Below are 19,505 nucleotides of genomic sequence, written 5' to 3' on the forward strand. Positions count from 1 at the left end.
ACGCGAAATCCGGCCCCAAACTTTAGGCTAGGTCTGGGTTTGGATTTTCATGTTAGTGGTGTGACAACAGGACGTATCGGTAACTTTGAAGATGCTGACGGATCGCCATCAATTAGTGGATACGAAGTTTCATCCACCAAACCTTACGCAAACCAACGTGTCGCGCGATGGTATTTTGTCGGCGTTGCTGCCACGTCCCACGAAATCCGTTTTCATGTTTGCAGCGGCCGGGTTCGGGAAATCCACGATCATGCGTCAGGTTTTCGATCGCCTGACCGAGGATGGGTTTGCGACGGCATGGTTGAGCCTGGATGAAAGAGACAGCCAGCCTGCGACTTTTCTGGTGTATTTTTTCGAGCTTCTTACCCAGGCTGGCATCATCGAAAAAGCCGAAATTCTTGAACAAACCTGCCTGAGCGAAGGTGGCAACATCGAACGCGCCTTTTCATTGATGAACCAGGCCGTGTCACGCGTGTCCCGGCCAACGGCGATTTTTCTGGATGATTTCCACGCCATTCAGAACGCTAGTATTCTAAAGGAATTCAGTCGCTTCCTGGATGCCAAATCCAGTAGTGTCAGTGTCTTTCTGACCTCGCGTACGACACCTGATCTGGACCTCAGCAGACGGGAAATGGACGGTTCGTTCATTTGGCTGGACTCAGCCAACATGAAGTTTTCCCAGATCGAGGCGGAACGGTTTTTTGACAACGCCCTAGAGAAAACGATCGAACCTTCCGATGTCTCGCGGGTGCTGAGTTCTACCGAAGGATGGCCAGCGGGCCTGCAACTGGCATCCATTTCGCTGGAATCTTCCACCGCGCATGTTCCGGCGATCGCATCCAATTATTTGGGTTCGTCCGAAAAGATGACGCAGTACCTCTACGACAACGTCATGAAAAAACTTCCCGAGGACGTTCAAGACTTCCTGCTAAGCACGGCACCTCTGAACAGGTTTTGCAGCTCTATGTGCCGCGCTGTTCGTGGCAAGGCGGGCAACTCCGCGCTCATCCAATGGCTGGTTGAAAAAAACCTCTTCGTTGTGAAGCTGGACGATGACGGAAAATGGTTCAGGTATCATCATCTGTTTTCTGATTTTCTTAACCAGATGAGCCGAAAATGCGGGCGCCGCTCGAAATCGGACATTTGCCACAAGGCCAGTCGATGGTGCCTTGAAAACGGGTTTCTCGATGAAGCCGTGAGTTACCTGCTCGAAATACGTGATTACGACGAAGCTGCAAAATTGATCAGCGACGCGGCCCCCAGAGTTGCGCGCCAAAAAGGGGACAACATCACGATGATCCGGTGGATCGAAACGTTGCCAGAGTCCTATCTCACGGAATACCCGGAAATGATGTTGGATTATGCCTTCTCGCTGTCGTTCACGCATTCCACGGAAAAAGCGATCGAGATTGTAAACAACACCCGAAAGCTGTTTCAGGACACCTCCGATACCCCGGAAGAAGCGCCGTGCCGCGAGTCCTATGACACCCTGGCCTATGCAGACACCGTCGAGGCATTGGCCCTGGCCGCGAAGGACGACACCGAAAAATCCCTGGAAAAAATCGCTGAAACACAACGGCGCTGGACAAGCTGTGACGCTGTTACTCTGGGCGTATTGGCCAACGTCGCCGCATATTGTCATATTTCCAACGATCGTCCGGGTCTTGCTCTGAAAGAAACGGTAAACGCCCGCATGTTGGGGCTGCAGTCTAAATCAAGTTACGTCTGGGTCTGGGCGGATTGCCTTGAAGTTATGGCGCATTGCCGAACCGGAGACCTGGCAGCAGTCGATGGACCGTTGAGACGTGCGTTCGCTGATGTGGGGACCGTCGAGGAAGACAGCCTTTTACGGCTGATGGTTCATATGCTCTCCGCGGACGTGGCCTATTTGAAAGGCGACATCAAAAAGGCCCGATCGGAATTGGCCTTGGGGACCGGGTTTTCGGCATCCTACGGCCCGCTGGAACCGCTTTTGATTTCGCATCGTGTTCGGGCGGGTTGCGCGGCAATCTCGGGGAATTGGAAGCGAAACGCCGAAGTTCTGGAGCGCGGTCAATCCCTGGGTCTCAGAAACGGATTGCCGCGGTTGACCTTCAGTCTGATCAGCTTGGAAATCTCTTCTCTGGCTCTGCAGGAGAAGGATAGGGAAGCACGCCAGGTCGCAGAAAAATGGGGGGTTTTTGACGGCAGTTGGTCGACACGTTTTCGCGGCACAACAGAAAGTACCGAAAGCCTTGTTCTGGTGCAGAAGCGAATAGTCGCAGAGGTCGCCGTCACCGAAGGCGCGTTCGATCTGGCGGCGAAGACAATCGACGACGCAGTCAGGCGCGTGCGCAACCGTTTGCCTTTGCCGGAACTAGTCCGCCTGATGATCCTTAAGGCCCATGCATTGTCAAATTCGGACCGGCCGGATGATGCCGGCAAGGAAATCTCCGGCGCCGCCCGGCTTGCGCATTCCCACGGCGTCGTCGCACCGTTTCTGGAGTTTGCCAAATATGCTCGCCCATTGCTGTGCGATGTCCTGGACCGGCGTATCGCGGTTGATACGCCAGAGGATATTCTTGCGGAATCACCCGAAAGCCGCCTGCTCGCGGCGACGGAACCCCAGACCCCGAATTCGGAAAATCCGAATGTAGACGCCGAGACACCCTTGTGCTGCGAAGACCTGACGAAAAGGGAGATCGAACTTCTCCAATTGATCGAGAGCGGCATGACAAATGCCCAGATCGCGGCCAGCTTGTTCATCTCCGTCGCGACGGTCAAATGGCATTTGCACAATGCGTTTCAGAAACTGGGCGTTCGCAACCGAATGGGCGCATTGAAAGCCGCACGTAAAGTCGGACTGCTGTAGCTTAACATTCGGTTTCCACAACCGCATGCAACCCGTTCATCGCCTCCGTCAACGTGATTTGACAGGCCAAACGACAATTGCCCGGGGTTTCCACCGAAAATTCCAGCATGTCCTCTTCCTCTTTGGACCGGCCGTCGAGCAGATGCTTCCATTCGTCCGAAAAAGACACCGCGCATGTGCCACACGCGCATGACCCGCCACAATCTGCGTCAATGCCCGGTATGGCCTTGGCTTTCGCCGCCTCCATCAGCGTAACGCCAACCTGGGTTTCAACCTCGTGCTTTTTCTTGGCTGTATCGATGAAGGAAATCGTGAGCATGAGAATGTTCTCCGTTGTTTTTCCACGTTCCTTACCGTCAGTTCGGGCGAAGAAACCCATCCTTAAGTTTGGTTTGGGCCGGGTTGCGGCACGTTAAGCCGTAGACAAATGGCGTCAGCAGAAGCGCGTCAATGCCTACGGAGATTTCAGATGACTGAATTGCGGTCTTTGTTTGAAAATCATAGAGCGGCCTACTTGGAAAACCCTTATCCGGATTTGGCCACGCGTATGGAACGGTTGCATCGGTTGAGCACCGCCCTGGCGAAAAAGCGGGAAGGTCTGATTGCCGCCATCAACAAGGACTTTGGATGCCGCAGCCGGTCCGAGACCGTCATTGCCGAGATCTTGGGGTCTCACGGCGCAATCCATTACGCAGAAAAAAACCTGCACCGCTGGATGAAATTGAAAAGACGCCTCACGTCAATGTGGTTCGCCCCGGCAAAAAACTATATGGTGCCGCAGCCGCTTGGTGTGGTTGGGATCATGGCGCCGTGGAACTATCCCATGCACCTGAGCATCGCGCCCCTGGTGGCGGCGCTGGCGGCAGGCAACAACGTCATGCTTTGGATTTCGGAGGAAACTCCCAACACCACGCGCTGCCTGGCACAACTGATCGAGGAAAACTTTGACCCTTCTTTGATTACCGTTGTCGCGGGCGACCCGAAGATTGCGCCGGAGTATTCCGCCCTGCCTTTTGACCATCTGCTGTTCACCGGATCAACGCGCGTTGGCAAGCTCGTTGCCACGGCGGCCGCGAAAAACCTGACTCCGGTGACGTTGGAACTGGGCGGGAAAAGCCCGGCCGTAATCGCCCCTGACTATTCTTGCAAAGAGGCTGCAAAACGTATTGCCTGGGGTAAATCCTTCAATGCCGGGCAGACCTGTATCGCGCCTGACTATGTGCTTTTGCCGGAAAAGGATAAACGCGCCTTTGCCGAATACGCGATCAAGAGCTTCAAATCCTTCTACAATTCGATCTTGGATTACAACTATACGGCGGTGATTTCGGAACGGTTTTTCCGACGCTTGCGCGACATGGTCAAAGAGGCCGAAGACAAGGGCGCGACCGTTCTGCAACCCTATGGCATCACGGAAAGCGTCGTTGCCGGTGTCCACAAGTTTCCGCTGACCCTTATCCTTGACGCGCCTGAAGACTGTGCGGTCATGCAAGAAGAGATCTTCGGGCCAATTCTGCCTGTTGTCGGATACAAAACGCTCGATGATGCGATCTCCTACATCAACGCCCGCGAACGCCCGCTCTCGCTTTATTGCTTTAGCGGCAAAGAGGCGACCCGCCGCGAGGTGCTCCGCAAGACCTGCTCGGGGTCCGTTGGTTTGAACGACGTTCTTTTGCAGTATCTGCAAGAAGACCTTGCCTTCGGCGGTGTCGGGTCGAGCGGCACGGGCGCATATCACGGCAGAGAAGGCTTCGAGACATTCTCGCACATGAAATCGGTGTTCGCTCAGAAAGGCATCGGCCACTTTACCGGAGCCAAGCTGCTCTACCCGCCCTACGGCCCGGTTGCGAAGACAGTTCTCAAACTGATGGGCGCCTGACCAGCCGCGGGCCGGATGGTCGATTTTACGAAAACCCAATCTTTAGGCTGGGCTCTGGCGTGCACTCTCAAGGGTAAAAAGCATCATGGAAATAAGGAACAAAAATCAACCGGCAGATGACTTCACAGGGATGGGAGCCGTTTCACGCGGCATGTCTGCCACATGGAAAATGAACAGCGTTCAACGAAGTGTTCTGGCCCGTCATGGGGCGGTCGACTTCGTGGAATTTGCTCCAACAACGAACGAATGGGGGAAACAGAATGAATATCAGGAAAGTACTGGCTGTACTGGCGGTGGTTGCGGGCTGTGCAAGCAGTGTCCAAGCCGGAGATAAGGGATGGTACGTGCAGGCGGGTCCGGCGGCCATCACCTTTGACGAAAGCACAAACCTCACAGCCGCTGGCACGCCGGTTCCCGGCTCGAATGTAAAAGTCTCAAGCGAGGCGGCATTCGGTATCGGCCTGGGCTACTTTTTCAATCCCAATTTCTCTGTTATCGGGATTGCCGGATCTACACCAACCAGCAGCATCACCGGACGCGGCGCCATCAATGGCCTCCAAGTGGGCAGTGCTCAATACGGGCCGATTCTTGTGATGGGTAACTATCACTTCCGGCAATTCGGGAAGTTTCAGCCCTTTATCGGTGCCGGGCTCTCCTATGCGATCATCTTTGACCAGCACGATGGCCTGGTTCAGAACCTCAAAGTCGACGATGCCTTCGGAGGTGTCATTCGCGCCGGGTTTGACTATACGTTCGATGATCACCATGGCGTGTTTTTCTCGATGAACAAGATTTTCGCCGATACGACGCTGACCGGAACGGTTGCGCCCGGTGTGCCCGGATTTGGCGGAGCCCCCGTAAGAGCCAAGGTGGACCTCGATCCGCTTATCTTCCACGCGGGTTACACATACCGTTGGTAAGAAGAATTCAACCTGATGGGTGGCATCATCTCGGAGTTGAAGTCCGATGCACCCCAATCACATCGGAATCCTATAGCTGTCATTGAGTGTAGTTTTGGAACTCCAATCGAACGAGATACCCAATTGAGAATCGAGGAAAAGAGCAAGAAAACTGCAAGTAGACTTAAGCCCGATGTGCAATTACAGGGGCTGGACAACTGGCAGACGTTGGCAGCGTTGTGAAGTGGGCAAGTCGAAATATGCCCACTCTATTGTTTGTGATTGCCGGTTGGGTCCTTTACTTGGAAACAACGTGCACCCAGATTGCGCGAGTAGATTTTCAATGCGTTGTACAAACTGAGCCATTCGGCTACGATAGGATTTCGACAGTCGAGCCCAAGTTTTGTTACTTTGCAGCGACAATCATGACTTCGATAGCAAATTCTGGGAGCGCCAATTTGGCTTCTCCACATGCACGGGCGGGCGCAAGGCCCTTAGGCACCCATGCATCCCAAACTGCGTTCATTTCGTCAAAGTCAGTCATATCCGCGAGCCAAATAGTCGCTGATAAGATACGGGATTTGTCTGACCCTGCTTCTGCCAACAGTTCGTCGACATTGTCCAAACAATCCCGTGTCTGATTCTCCACACTCGTTCCTGGTTCTCCAACTTGGCCTGCAAGATAGATAGTATCGCCATGGATAACGATTTGGCTCATGCGATCACCGACTTGGATGCGTTCAATGTTTGACATGCTACTTCCTTTGGTTGTGGTGTTGGAAATGGAGGGATGGCCTAGTGCGAAGCTTCGATAGCCAACTCTGCTGCCGCAAGGTCTTCCAAAGACATGCCAACTGATTTGAAAACGGTGAATGCACTTCCGTCCACCCGGCCTGGATGCCTCTTGTTGCACAGATCCAGAAGATCTGCCTGTATGTGTGAACTATCGATCACACCCGAGTTGATGGGTTGATGCAAGTCGCCGGACTTAAGTGCCCCAGCCCGGGTATCGACAAAAAGGCGTGCTTGACTGATTGCCTGATCGTCGCTTTCGCGCATAGTTTCACGGAACGCACCAACCAGGTCGAGATGTGTACCAGGCCGAAGCCACTTACCTTTAACTATTGGTCTGTCTGAAGGGGTGATGGTGCTGATCACATCTGCAGTCTTGCACGCCAATTCGAGGTCTTCGGCAACATTGGTCTTTAGTCCCGATTCAGATAGCAATCCTGCTACGGCTGCCGCCTTAGACTGGGTCCGCCCCCAGACAGAAATTACATCATAGTTTCTCACGCTCGCATGAGCACGTGCCATCGCGACAGACAATTGTCCGGTGCCAACTACAAGTAGCCTGCTCGCGTCATCACGTGCCAGGTAGCGCGCTGCCAGCGCCGAAGCGGCTGCTGTGCGCCAGCTTGTGATCGCATCACCGTCCATTAGCGAACGCATTCGACCAGTGGCGCCATCGAACAGCATATAGCACGCATTTATCGTGGCCTGGCCTCGCGTGCTGTTTTGAGGAAAAAATGTAACCACTTTCACGCCTAAAGACTGACCGGGCACCCAAGCTGGCATTATTAGCAACGATGCCTCTGATCCGTCTGGTTGCTTCATAGAGTGTACATGACGTTCGGGCGAAACCACGTTTTGCGCTGCAATCCACCTTTGCAGTTGGTCGATAAGTTCGGGCCAACCCAATTTGGCATCAATCTCTTCGTGAGACAGGCAGTCCATCACGGTCGTTTCCTCCAAACTGTTTTCGTCAGCCAACTGGTCTCGCGCGCTAATAACAACCAACAGGTCGTGCGAATCGTCGCTATTGGTGGTGGGTACAAATTGATAACGGCAAATACGCGGTCGACCACTCTGTCTTAGACAGATGACATTGCGTTTCCTTATGTCAGATATAACCGCGCGAATTTCGCGAGAATTGAATTGAAGAATATACCTGCAACAATTGTGCAGGCGCAAATTGTGAGGCGCGAACCAAAATCGCTCTGCGGGAGGAAGACATGAAAGACGAATTATCAAAGTCGCAGCGTAGTACTGTCCAAAGAGGTTTAAACCGTCGCTCGTTTTTAGCCCGGTCAGCCGCATTTGGTGTCACAAGCGCAGTGGGAACATCCATTACTGGCAGATCAGCATTGGCTGGCGAACCAAAGAAGGGTGGGATTTTGAAGCTAGGTATCGGAGGCGGCGCGACCACCGATGTCCTTGATCCTGGAATGGCTCAGAATTCGGCAACGTTCATGGCCAACCGGATCTGGGGTGACACGCTATTTAATGTCACACCAGATGGAAAGATAGAGCCTCGCATTGCCCAAGAACTGTCGTCTAACGAAGACGCCACGGTTTGGACGTTCAAGATCCGGGAAGGTGTTACATTCCATGATGGTTCCCCGCTCAGCGTTGATGATGTGGTCGCAACATTCAAGCGCCATTCAGGCGAGGGGTCCACATCCAGCGCCGTTGGTATTCTAAAGGGTATTTCTGACATCTCTGCAGATGGTGGCAATGCCGTCTTCACCCTGTCAGCCGGCAACGCAGACCTGCCGTATCTGCTGGCCGAATATAGTCTGATTATCCAGCCCAAGGGCGGCGTTGAAAATCCGAATGCAGGCATTGGCAGTGGCGCTTACAAACTCATTTCGGTTGAAGCCGGTGTTCGTTACCAATTTGAGAAGAACCCGGATTACTGGGACGGCACACGAGGTCACTACGACGGCATCGAGATGCTCATAATCAATGATGCAGCCGCTCGGAATTCGGCGCTGCTCTCGGGTCAGGTGCATATGATCAATCGCGTCGCTCCGAAAGTTGCGAAGCGTGTTGCAGAAAGCGATGGCATTCATGTCAGAAACACGTCGGGCCGAGCCCATTATGAGTTCGTGATGCTTGTCGACACACCGCCATTTGACAACAAGGATCTTCGTCTGGCGTTGAAGTACTCGATCAACAGGCAAGAAATGGTGGACAAAATCCTGAATGGTTTTGGATCGATCGGGAACGATATTCCTATCAACTCAGCCTACGCCCATTTTGACGAGACACTGCCGCAACGCGAATTCGATTTGGAAAAGGCTGCAGCCCACTACAAAGCGTCTGGCCACGACGGCAGCCCGATTGAACTGATTGTCGCTGAGGCTGCCTTCCCAGGCGCTGTGGATGCAGCAACACTTTGGCAGCAAAGCTGCAAGAAAGCCGGCATTCCGCTGACGGTCAAACGGGTACCTGACGACGGTTATTGGGACGATGTTTGGCAGAAAAAACCATTTTGTGCCAACTACTGGAGCGGCCGGCCGGTTCAGGATCAGATGTATGCAACGGCCTATATTTCTACGGCATCCTGGAATGATACGCATTTTTACAATGAAGAGTTCGATGCACTGTTGATCGAGGCCCGCGCTGAACTGGATGATGCACGTCGCAAAGAGTTGTATTCGAAAGTTGCCCACATTCTTTGGGAAGAAGGTGGCGCCGTTGTTCCGATGTTCAATGACCTGATCGACGCGCATAGCGATACCATTGCTGGTTGGGAATCCGATCCGAACTTTGAGCTGATGGGCGGTCACGCGCCGCTGAAAACTTGGATGGCGTAGAACATCGCGCATCATCAACAAACTCTGGCCGGTGAACCTGCTGGCCAGAGAACTCACTATTCGGGTCTCGATCATCGCCAAGCGGTGTCGCCGTAGAAAATAGAACACATTTGAGCAATCAAACCTGCTGAATTGGGCGGTGTTTATGCTGGTCGATCCTGGACGACTCACAAAACGGAACGAGGCAGGCCAAACTTCGTACTCCATTTCATTGGCTGTGATCCCAGAACAATCGTCACCAATGTTACATCGACATTAACATAGCCTTGGCTTATGTTGGTCGGTGTTTCTGGCCATCCAAGTATTGCAAGATGAACCCGTCGTTTCCCAAAGTTATGCCGTTGATCCAAGGAAGGCATACCATGAACTTCCCAGGTCGTTTTCGAACAGAAGGCGCGATAGTTTGAGATGAGAGAGGTGAACTGGAACCTTTTTCGTACATTCTGCGCAATTGTAGAGCAGGAAGGCGTTACCAAGGCGGCGCGGCGATTGGACACCAGCCAGCCATCTGTTAGCCAAGCCTTGCAAAAACTTGAGGCTCAGCTTGGGTGCACTTTGGTTGTAAGGGGCATGCGAAAATTCAGTCTGACCGAGCACGGCTCACGAATTTATCAGGAATGTGCCAAGATACAGCGATGTACCAGTCGGATTGATGCCCTGGTTGATGGGCTTCACGAAGACACTTATGGCGAATTGCGTCTACCGATGATTAGCAACGTCGCTTCGCCGCTCATTGACGAAGCAATCCGCCTCTATCATCAACGTTACCCGTCCGTAGTCTGGCAAATCGAAATTCGAGATAGCCAAGATATTGTTCGCCACATTGCGATGGAAAAGGGAGGCCTTGGAATTTGTCTTTTGGCCAATCCAGTGGTGGGATTGGAATGCACCCACTTGTTTCGCGATGAATTCGGTGTGTTCTGTGGTGCTGAACATCCACTATTTGGCAGCAACAATGTTTCCGTTCGCGCTTTGCAGAAAGAACCTTTCGTAGTTTTTTCCTGCGCGCAAAGGGGCGGCGGAATGGAGCCGATGGAAGCGCTGCGAGAAGGTGCAGGGCTTGGCCAACATGTTATTGGTTCCAGCCTTAACCTTGAAGAAGTTCGTCGAATGATTGTCTCTGGACTGGGTATCGGGATATTACCCCTGGCAGTTGTTCGCGAAGACATAAAGAAAAATTTGCTGTGGAAGCTGCCCATAGCCGACAGTGAAATTGGCGCTGATATCTATCTGGTTCGGCACCTCAAAATCCCATTGACCAAACCGGAACAAAGATTTGTGGATGTCATAGATGAAATTCTGCGCCTGTATCCGGTAAATCAACTCTAGAACTACGGGTCCTACAGCGCGCTAGTCTGCACCACTCATGTCGACGTTTGTCACATGCCCAAGCTTTCCCTAGCAAGTTTCAGTGCCGCCTTTGGATGGCGCTGTGACAGCACACCAAGTGGTGCCAGGATGTTTTTCCGATCCACTAGGACGTCTGCATCCTCGCGTGGAATCAGGCGTGATCCACTGGGGTCAGATTTTGATATCTCTTTCATGATCTCAATCCGGTTTGGCAGTTGTGTTAACGCGCCACCTGTACCGATTACATATCGTACAGCTGTCAAATCCTTGCCCTCTGCAATGTCTCTCTTGCCAGATAAACTGTATATTCCCCGGATTGTTCCTGCATGCCGCTGGACGGCCCGCAGCACGCAATATCTTGCAAGCTCTTCGGTAAATTTAGTCTGATCTGGCGATTTGGGAATTGGTTGGTGATTATCAATCAGGACTTTCAGCTCGGACACATCGATGCCCAAACTCCGAGAAAACTTGTCATGTCCGATCATCTCAAGCACGTTTTTCATATTCACATAAACGCCTAGATCGCCCTCGACTGTGCGTTTTGCTTGGGGTTCAGGGCTAATTGAAATCCGGCTGATTTCGTCGTCTCCCGTTGTCACCGAATGCAAGTCGCTGGTGGCCCCGCCGACATCGAAAACAACCAGATCGCCGAGGCTTTCGTACAACAGCTCAGCGGCGGTCATTACAGCTCCTGGCGTTGGAACGATCGGACCTTCTACCAGTTCGCGAACATGTTCCATTCCAGGCGCATGAACGATGTGTTCTTCAAATGCCTCTTGGATTGCTTTTCTGGCCGGATCAACATTGAGAAGGTCGATCTTCGGATAAACATTTTCGACAACACGGAGTTGAAATCGCGTTCCAGAAAAAATCAGCCGAATTTCGTCATGATTTTGTACATTACCCGCGTATATTACAGGAATAGGCATATCCAATGCTGCGATTTTTTCGGCATTATCAAGCACAGTGTCACGCTCGCCGTGATCTACACCGCCTGCCAAAAGAATGATATTCGGTTTTGTTGCCTCCAACTGGGCAATTTCCCCTCGCCGCATTTTGCCAGCAGTGACATTGTGCACAATAGCCCCCGCGCCAAGCGCAGCTTCATTGGCTGCCCGCGCTGTCATATCATGCACCAAGCCATGAACAGTCATCTTCAGACCGCCTGCGGCACTCGAAGTGGCCAGCATCTCAAAATAATCTAGTTTTTCAATGCCGAGGCGAGTTTCGAGATCCTTGACTGCAGCCCTAAGACCAACGCGAACGTCACCTTCCAACACAGTAGTTGGAGCCTGCCCTTGACCCAGAAACTTAGCATCGTCAGTGCCCAGGTTATCAAAAGCGCTGACGGTCGTCGTAGTGCTGCCAATTTCTGCAACCACAGAATCGATTTTCATTACTGCTCTCAATCGTTATTTGGGCTTTCGAAACGGTGCATGAACTGCTTAGTCATTCCTTTTCTGCCGTCGCTGCTCGACCAAAAAGGTGGCGACATGAGCGCCTTTGGTTCCGCGGCCGAAGCCTGCATCTACACCCATTTCGCGCGCGATCTCTGGTGTCACCTGCGTTCCACCGACCAAAATGGTTATCTTGTCTCGGACACCTTTCTCGATCGCCAGCTCATGTAGCCTGCGCATGTTTGTATAGTGGATGTCGTCATGGCTGATTATTGTCGATGCAAGAATTCCATCTGCGTCCAACTCGATAGCGGCATCAACTAGCTTCTCCAGTGGCACAGAAGTTCCAAGGTAATGACACTGGATCCCATATTTCTCGATTCCACCATGTTTTATATCGATGACTTCGCGAAGGCCGACAGAATGCTCATCCTCGCCGACTGTACCGGCGACGATACGCATAGGTTCATTATCAATCGCTTCGCGTAATTCATCATCTGAAATGATTTTCGGCTCCGGCGGAATCTCAAGCTTCGAAACGTCGACCTTAAAGGGTACTCGGCCCTTGAGTTCGATACGCGTTCCTTCTGCCGGGTGCATCACTTCGCGGTTGATGACTTCGGCTTCTTCCAATCCCATCTGCTTCGCAAATTCAATCGCCGCCGCCGCAGCCACCCGGGCATCCACCGGCAGGAACATCGTCAGCAAAACAGTGCCATCACCTGCCCACTCCGCTTCGGGAGTGATCATGGGCGACTTGCGAAACTCATGCGACTCAGCCAAGCGAAGGCCGACGTTGTCGTTCTCGTCTAGCTCGTCGATATAGATTGTTTTTTCAGGTTTCTCGAAAGTGCTCCCATCAATCAATGCCGACGGATCACTGACTGCTTCGGCATCATATTGAGCCACGTTGTTGCGCCCGAAATGCGCCGTAACCGGCGCCATGTAATCTTGATCGCGGGGGTAAACTGTTGCCGCAGCGATCCCGCCTTCGATTTCACGCGGAATACCGTCGCCGTTCTGACCAGGGTAGTATCCTGAATCGACAAAAAACCCATCTTCAACGGCCTGGAAATACCCGCCGATTTCCAGCATTTCCTCCAGAAAAAGCACTGCGCGCTCTTTGATTTCACGCGCCTTGTCACGCAACACCCCAGTCTCGCTAAGCTGGACCATTTCTTTAAGACCATCCATTCCGACAAAAGCTTGCTTAGCGGTATCGCATGCCTCGACATTGTAGATGTGCCAAGGCACGTTTCGTCCTTCGTCTGGCGTAATTGTCGATTGGATATCGGCGTGGGTTAGCTGAGAGACCAACGCGTTTAACGTGTGAGTTACCGTTGCCTCGCGGGTCGATGCTTCCATGTATTTGGTATTCATCTGCGCGCGCATTTTGTAGTTCGCGAACAGGTCACGCAATGCGACTGCGTAAGGCAAATCCAGATAGACACACGGCGCTGGAGGCGCGGTCGGAGGTACAGTAGATAAGCAGATGTCTTCTTGGGACATTCCAACGCGTTCGGAGATGTTCGTATTGACCGCGTGCTGCACCAGAAGTTCGGGCGTTACCTTCCACGCTTCGCGGGCTGTGGCATTTGCGTTATGCGCCCCATCAATCTGGGCCATACCTGCCCATGCCATAACGTGTTTGGCTTCGCAGGCATCGACAAAGCTGCGCACCATGTTAATGCCACGATAAAGAACATTGTACTGCGGATCCTGATGGGCGCCGTTCACACCTTCTTCCGCAAACATGACAGCAATTTCCGGCCCCGCGACACCACTGACATAAGAGTGGTAGTTGATCGGCCGACCAACCTCTTCTTCAATCAGATCTAGTGCCTTGCGGTGTGCGCGAACCTGTTTTCGCGTAATAGGTACACCGCCAATTCCTTGTGGGGTTCCCTCGATCAGACCATCATAATGCGACTGCCCAGCAGTACGGATCACCATAATATGGTCCGCACCATGCCATGCCGCCATGCGCATGCGGCGAATGTCGTCTTCAAATCGACCAGAGGCAATCTCGGTTGTGATTGAGCATTTCGACTGTGGATCAATGTCGCCGAAAAATTTGGCCGATGGCAATGCTACGCTATTTTTCAAGGGTGCAGACATGTCTTTGAACGTGAAAGGCCCGGCTTCCAATTTGGCCTCCGGTTGTCGCCATGTCCAGCCGCGTCGTTTGGGTCGGTAGTTTTCAAGTCCCGATAGGATATTATCAATATCCAGCTTCTCGTGAGTACTCAAAACCGTCATGACGCTTCTCCTTCAAACAGACATGCTGCCCGGTCCCACAATTGACCTTCAGCCAAAGCTAGCCCTGTCGTTCGCAGATCCAGCCCTTCTGATTTGGCAAGCTTGAATACAACATGACCTGCCCCCCTGCCCATCAATCCGCGGTCAATAACCCCATCGACGATTGCGCGCGCTTCGAGCGATGAAAACCCCATGCGCAGCAATACGGACCGTTCAATCGACGGAGTTGTATTGTCTTTACCCAGCTCAAGCAGCGGGTCGACGACTTCTGCCGTCAGCGCCCAAAACCTTTGGTGTAGCTCAGCGTCGCTCAATTCTGCCAGATGCGCACGGCGGCTTTGAAAATCATCTTCTCTTTTCATCGTGAAATCTCCACCTTAGGAATGCTGAGCTGCCGCTAAGTCTGCGATTGTGTTGCGGACAAATTGCTCTGAACTTTGTGTTTCGTTGACCAGAAACGAGATATCCACTTCGGACAACTCAACGTCGTTTCTGCCTACCAGCGCGTTTCGAATGTATGATTGGCGAAGGCGGTTAAGGTTGATATCGACCGCGCGGATCTGTCTTGGGTGATTAGGCAAGACGATACTGCTCCCAACAGTTTCTTCCTGGGGGTTGCCGAACAGAACGTCGATTCCGCGCGACTTGGCAAACGTCAATTGTGCCTGAACATGTTTTCCGGCACCGGTGTATTCAGTTTCCTGAACAACAAGCGTCTGGTCCTTGCCCATTTCCTGGGCTAGCGAGAATGCAGCCGCCAAGGACGTGTTTCCGGCCGGTCCGCGTTCTAACCCTTCGAGCCGGGACAATGCCTCAGTTGCGTAGAATACTTCGCCCTGGTTTACGGTGACATAGCGATCCATGTACCGCAAAACCCGCGCGGCTGAACGTGGTACGTCTGAACGGTCGGGTTTGGTGGCAAATGGAATGCCAAATCCCGTATGTCCTGTTGTAAAAGATTTGCGGTTGAATTGATGATCGCTGGCCATGTGCAAGCCCTTCAGGTTCACGCTAGCCCCGACGACTTGCGTGTCGACAGCACCGGCTTTTCGAAGACCTCGGGCCGTTCCGGTCAGGTTGCCACCGCCAGCATGAGTGCACACAACCATGTCCGGGAAATTGCCTGTCAGCTCCTGCATTTGTTGTGCTATTTCAACTCCCAAAGTTTCAACTCCGGCGATGCCAAAAGGTGAGTACAGCGAGGCATTGAAGTAGCCGGTTTCTTCCAGGACGTTCAGAAAGGTCAAAAAGAGCTCGGGGCCAACCGAGAGCTGAAGAACCTCTGCACCGTAGGCTTCGCAACGGCGAGCCTTTTCGATGATTTCCGGTTGCCCGATCCCATCTCTGTCATAGCATTCCTGCACGATGATGCATTTCAAGCCATTGATAGCGGCCTGAGACGCAACCGCAGCACCATAGTTGCCGCTTGTCGCGGCGACGACGCCTGCATATCCCAGTCGCTTCGCGTGGTAGACGGCATTGGCGGCACGTCTGTCTTTAAAACTACCCGACGGGTTGGACGCTTCATCCTTCACAAAGATACGAGCGCCTTTGCCGGGTTTGTTCGTTACCATCCGGGCCAGCGACGTGAGGTTGCGCAACTCCAGCAACGGTGTATTGCCGACCCCAGCATGGCGTTGAATGACTTTCATCTCCGCCAACGTGTAGCCAGTTTTCCGCATCATTTTTTCGTAATCGAAAGAGATGCCACCGCTTTCAAACTCACCGAAATCAATCCCGATTGAGGCCTTCATGATCTCGTTTTTCCGAGCCATGACCGAGTTGAACTTGCCTTTTTCAATCATTTTTCTGGTTTCCTTCCGACAGCAGGTTCCAAACCTGATCGCCAATTTCCGACAACTCCCGTTGGAAAGTTCCGAAGTTCAGCGTGTAAGCTGGGTTCACTTCAACGAGTTCGCCGCTTACTTTCCGGCCTGTGGCCGTTTTGACTTCGACCACGTCTCCGATGTTTGCATCGGCAGAAAGGTGACCCTTTACCCACATCTGCAGTGAAGTCGCACGAGTATCTTCGGGCACTTGTTCAGTTCGTTCACTTGACGGGATAACTATCCCATGAATTCTAACCCAATCGCCTCGCAGAGCATCTGACATACTGTTATCCTAGCGGTTTTTGCCGTATCTCAGGCGGTTGTCTTAAGGCGTTTTTCCGCCCGAACTTGATCGCGAAAATCGCCCATGATGGCCCTTGGCACTGGCAAATCGAGCATTGTTCTCAGTCCGGGATCAGAGTTGATCACTTGCGGAATCATGTTCACGCACATAGCAATCGTCCCAATTCCACCCGGAATTTCAGGACCGATTTTCATAGAGATGTCGGGAGTGCCGCGGATCTCAATCACGTCCCCGGTTTCAATACCTTCGACCTGAGGCATGATTTGTTGGGGGTGCTCCATTTCGATCTTCGCTTCCCCATCCACGTAGCCCTCACCGCGCTGCCGGCACCCGGCAACATCGCCGGCTGATACTTCAGCAAATGGTGCTTCTCGATGAACGTTCGAAACGATTGCTTCGCGACTTTCAGAAACTTTTTCGAGATCCCAACCCAAGCCCTCGGCAATCATTCCAATCGACTCGGGGAAACCGACATGGCCCGATATCGTGCCGATTTCTACACCTTTGTTGAAGGCGTCGATTGTTGTACCGACGCCTTGCTCGCGCATGACAGTGGCACCAAAGGGCGACAGATCATTCACTCGCACGGCTTTGATATGGTCAACCGTTTCGCAAGTCCCGGTCAAAGCCAGTACCAGGTAGTCCAGTACGAACCCGGGATTGATGCCGGTGCCAAGGACCGATACACCATATTGTTGCGCAATTTCGTCAAGCTGTTCTGCCAATTCTGGCTCTTGGATCTTGGGGAATGCCATTTCCTCTGCTGTCGAAATGACGTTCATTCGGCGTTTCAGACCCAGAACCACCTTGTCGAATGCGCTGTGCGTGAACGAGTCGGTAGCAAGCAGCAACACGTCTGCCACGCCCTCTTGAAACACATCCTCGGGGTCGTCCATCACAACGACATCGGGATGCACTCTTTGTTCTTCCCCCAGAATGTCGAACATGCTGCGCCCGACGCGATCCTGTGCAAGATCACAAACGGCGACAATTTCGACACCTTTCTTGTTCAACAGCATCCGGGCCATACCACTGCCCATCGCTCCAAATCCCCAGATGGCTATCTTAATCTTTTCCACGTTTATTTCCTTGTCTTGAACACTCTGCGGCGTTTAGTGTTTGCCGGTTAGGTTGCATCTCAGATGCCCAGCTTGTGCCGGGCTAATCTCTGATTTTGTTTATTATTTTCTTGCCAAAGGCGCTTAGGATGACACCAGAGATGTCTTCCTGAAAGGCTGGGTTGCATTTGCCATCAAATTCCGCGACAACAAGCGCTCGCAGTAGCCCGCTGTCCGCAATCAGCTCCATTGCGTGGCACATCTCGCGATAGGTGAGCGTACCGATTTGCCGTACACCTCTTCGGTTTTCCATCGAATGCGGATTTAAGTAGACGAGGAAACCAGCAGTGCCCGCAGAAGCCTGACGCATGCTTTCTCGCAAAACCCGAGGCATACCGGAAGCGTCAATGTCTTCCATCGTATAAGTCGTGATTGAGCTTTTTATTATCGAGTCGAGCTTTTGGGGATCACCACCACGAAGACCAACCAAAACCACGTTCTCCAGCAACAATTTGTCGCTTGTTGTAGCAAAGAGCCCACCGTTGCAGGTTATCTGAATATTTTGTCCTACGCGTTCATCACCGTCCGTTTGCGCGGAGTCCGGCACGAGTCCGGGTGTTGCATCAATCCAGATTACACCAAGTGAGCTTAGCTGCTCAGACAGCCCGGAAATCGCTGATCTGGCAGTAATTTCACTACCTCCGATAATCAGAGGCAGTTCTCCAGAGGACGCGGCCTTCGAAACTTGACGGCCAATTCGAAGATCATCACCGGCTTCACCAACCAATTGCACGGAATACCCCAGATCCTTCAAATTGTGCGACAACACGTTCAATTTGCCGTGCTCAAAACCTGCAGGTTCTCTCGGAACAATCAATGAGATGTTTTTCCTCAACGATTGTTCTGGCTCTTCACCTGAGATTTCTTTTTCAATTGAGACCGAAGACATCGCTCCGATAAGAGCTGAGTAATCCATGAAAAAAGAAACGGTATCCTCAAGCGACACATTTTGCGATGTGGAAGATAGATCTAGAATTAAGTGATCGCTGGACGCGCCGATTACCTTGATCTTGGGGTCCGTTGGCGTCAGACCTTCTATGTTCAGGTCAGCACGCCCAACGTTAACAATGCCGCGTTTCTGACGGCCGCGATCTTCAAACTTGTTCTTGCGCCCAAACGCATCCCGCCCTACCTCGCCGATGGGGCAGGATGGCTTGTCTTTGAATTCGATAATTTCCGCCCGAAGCAAGAAGGCTTTTTGACGCGAACCGGGCCACGCTGTCTGGTTCACAGTTTCCTTGCCAAGAAGAACAGACTCTCCCAATCTCAGATGGTTGACCTGCTGAGGAAGCTTGCCCGAAAACAGCAACGGTAATGTGCTGCTGTTCCCTCCGGAAACAAATCTGAGATCCAGACCAAACTTCCCGACCAGCTCATCTGCGTGATCAACAAGAGCACCAAGATTGGCCTCGGTAGGGATCACGCCACCATAGCAGGTCAAATTGGTACCCAACCCGACAATACGAACGCCAGGTAGCTCAACAACCTTTTCGACCAATGGTACCAACTCTTCTGGCCAGACACCTTCTCGCAGGTCACCCAGCTCGACCATTATGATGATTTCGTGAACACAGCCGTTTTGCACGGCAGCTTTTGAGAGCGCTTCTATCACCGTGTATTCAGAGTTAAGACTGACATCTGTCAGTTCCACCACTTCCTGAACGCTGCTGAGTGACGGGATCCGAAGCAGCATTAGCGGTGCTACAATCCCTGCGGCTCTTAGACGCTGGACACCTTCCAGCCGAGATTCACCGATGCCGGAAAGGCCTCCACGCAACATCGCACGCGCAACTTGAGGCATACCAATTGTCGCCTTGGAAACCCCGGTGATCTCCACACCGTATCCACCGCAAATTGCCGCCAGCTTGCGGGCGTTTTCCTCGATCATTTTCAGATCAATTTCAACTCTGGCGCCAGTCATGTTCATAGAGCCTTAGTTCCAAAGCGGTTGTAGTGTTTGCGTGCATCAGGAAGCACTGTATACGGGTGCTGCAGGACAGATTTTTCCATCAGGCGCCAATTA

The 19,505-nt window shown here is 52.5% G+C and carries 15 protein-coding genes; 5 read left to right on the forward strand and 10 right to left on the reverse strand.

Annotated features, from left to right (window positions below; translation table 11 throughout):
• Positions 1-91 precede the first annotated feature (91 nt).
• Complete coding sequence (locus tag Q1B27_RS21165; RefSeq protein WP_299850851.1) at positions 92-2,851, forward strand: LuxR C-terminal-related transcriptional regulator; 2,760 nt, start codon at positions 92-94, stop codon at positions 2,849-2,851.
• Position 2,852: 1 nt separating this feature from the next.
• Here the strand turns inward: Q1B27_RS21165 and Q1B27_RS21170 are convergent, their stop codons facing one another.
• Positions 2,853-3,170 carry a 2Fe-2S iron-sulfur cluster-binding protein gene (locus Q1B27_RS21170; RefSeq protein ID WP_299850853.1) on the reverse strand — a complete coding sequence of 106 codons (318 nt, stop codon included), beginning with the start codon at positions 3,168-3,170 and terminating at the stop codon, positions 2,853-2,855.
• Between the two features lie 150 nt (positions 3,171-3,320).
• On the opposite strand from Q1B27_RS21170, the gene Q1B27_RS21175 reads away from it, so the two are divergent.
• Both Q1B27_RS21175 and Q1B27_RS21180 read left to right on the forward strand, forming a co-directional pair.
• On the forward strand, positions 3,321-4,727 hold the full coding sequence (locus tag Q1B27_RS21175) for a coniferyl aldehyde dehydrogenase (protein ID WP_299850855.1): 1,407 nt from the start codon (positions 3,321-3,323) through the stop codon (positions 4,725-4,727).
• A 260-nt stretch (positions 4,728-4,987) separates the two neighbouring features.
• The gene (locus tag Q1B27_RS21180) at positions 4,988-5,647 is read left to right on the forward strand and encodes an OmpW family outer membrane protein (RefSeq protein WP_299850857.1); all 660 of its coding nucleotides are present in this window, start codon (positions 4,988-4,990) and stop codon (positions 5,645-5,647) included.
• 385 nt (positions 5,648-6,032) lie between these two features.
• Here the strand turns inward: Q1B27_RS21180 and Q1B27_RS21185 are convergent, their stop codons facing one another.
• Together Q1B27_RS21185 and Q1B27_RS21190 are read right to left on the reverse strand one after the other, a co-directional pair.
• A complete protein-coding gene (locus Q1B27_RS21185) occupies positions 6,033-6,380 on the reverse strand; it encodes a RidA family protein (RefSeq protein ID WP_299850859.1) in 348 nt (115 codons plus the stop codon).
• A 41-nt stretch (positions 6,381-6,421) separates the two neighbouring features.
• The gene (locus Q1B27_RS21190) at positions 6,422-7,396 is read right to left on the reverse strand and encodes an ornithine cyclodeaminase family protein (protein ID WP_299850861.1); all 975 of its coding nucleotides are present in this window, start codon (positions 7,394-7,396) and stop codon (positions 6,422-6,424) included.
• A 242-nt stretch (positions 7,397-7,638) separates the two neighbouring features.
• Between Q1B27_RS21190 and Q1B27_RS21195 the strand changes: the two genes are divergently transcribed.
• Both Q1B27_RS21195 and Q1B27_RS21200 read left to right on the forward strand, forming a co-directional pair.
• Entirely contained in the window at positions 7,639-9,225 is a 1,587-nt protein-coding gene (locus Q1B27_RS21195; protein WP_299850863.1) for an ABC transporter substrate-binding protein, read from the forward strand.
• Positions 9,226-9,633: 408 nt separating this feature from the next.
• Positions 9,634-10,554 carry a LysR family transcriptional regulator gene (locus Q1B27_RS21200; RefSeq protein ID WP_299850865.1) on the forward strand — a complete coding sequence of 307 codons (921 nt, stop codon included), beginning with the start codon at positions 9,634-9,636 and terminating at the stop codon, positions 10,552-10,554.
• A 50-nt stretch (positions 10,555-10,604) separates the two neighbouring features.
• On the opposite strand, the gene Q1B27_RS21205 is transcribed toward Q1B27_RS21200, so the two are convergent.
• The 7 genes from Q1B27_RS21205 to Q1B27_RS21235 form a co-directional block, all read right to left on the reverse strand.
• Entirely contained in the window at positions 10,605-11,972 is a 1,368-nt protein-coding gene (locus tag Q1B27_RS21205; RefSeq protein ID WP_299850867.1) for a GlmL-related ornithine degradation protein, read from the reverse strand.
• 48 nt (positions 11,973-12,020) lie between these two features.
• Entirely contained in the window at positions 12,021-14,231 is a 2,211-nt protein-coding gene (oraE, locus tag Q1B27_RS21210) for a D-ornithine 4,5-aminomutase subunit OraE (protein WP_299850870.1), read from the reverse strand.
• Positions 14,228-14,593, reverse strand: coding sequence for an ornithine aminomutase subunit alpha (locus tag Q1B27_RS21215; RefSeq protein WP_299850872.1), 366 nt, complete (start codon positions 14,591-14,593; stop codon positions 14,228-14,230). Before Q1B27_RS21215 ends, oraE begins: the two co-directional genes overlap by 4 nt.
• Positions 14,594-14,608: 15 nt before the next feature.
• The gene (gene ortB / locus Q1B27_RS21220; protein ID WP_299850874.1) at positions 14,609-16,036 is read right to left on the reverse strand and encodes a 2-amino-4-oxopentanoate thiolase subunit OrtB; all 1,428 of its coding nucleotides are present in this window, start codon (positions 16,034-16,036) and stop codon (positions 14,609-14,611) included.
• Entirely contained in the window at positions 16,029-16,343 is a 315-nt protein-coding gene (gene ortA, locus Q1B27_RS21225) for a 2-amino-4-oxopentanoate thiolase subunit OrtA (protein WP_299850876.1), read from the reverse strand. Before ortA ends, ortB begins: the two co-directional genes overlap by 8 nt.
• A gap of 29 nt (positions 16,344-16,372) precedes the next feature.
• Positions 16,373-17,443: a 2,4-diaminopentanoate dehydrogenase gene (ord, locus tag Q1B27_RS21230; protein WP_299850878.1), complete on the reverse strand. Its 1,071-nt coding sequence runs from the start codon at positions 17,441-17,443 to the stop codon at positions 16,373-16,375.
• 82 nt (positions 17,444-17,525) lie between these two features.
• Positions 17,526-19,403 carry an alanine racemase gene (locus Q1B27_RS21235; RefSeq protein ID WP_299850880.1) on the reverse strand — a complete coding sequence of 626 codons (1,878 nt, stop codon included), beginning with the start codon at positions 19,401-19,403 and terminating at the stop codon, positions 17,526-17,528.
• Positions 19,404-19,505: the final 102 nt, after the last annotated feature.

The sequence above is a fragment of the uncultured Roseovarius sp. genome (genome assembly GCF_947489715.1).
GTDB lineage: Bacteria > Pseudomonadota > Alphaproteobacteria > Rhodobacterales > Rhodobacteraceae > Roseovarius.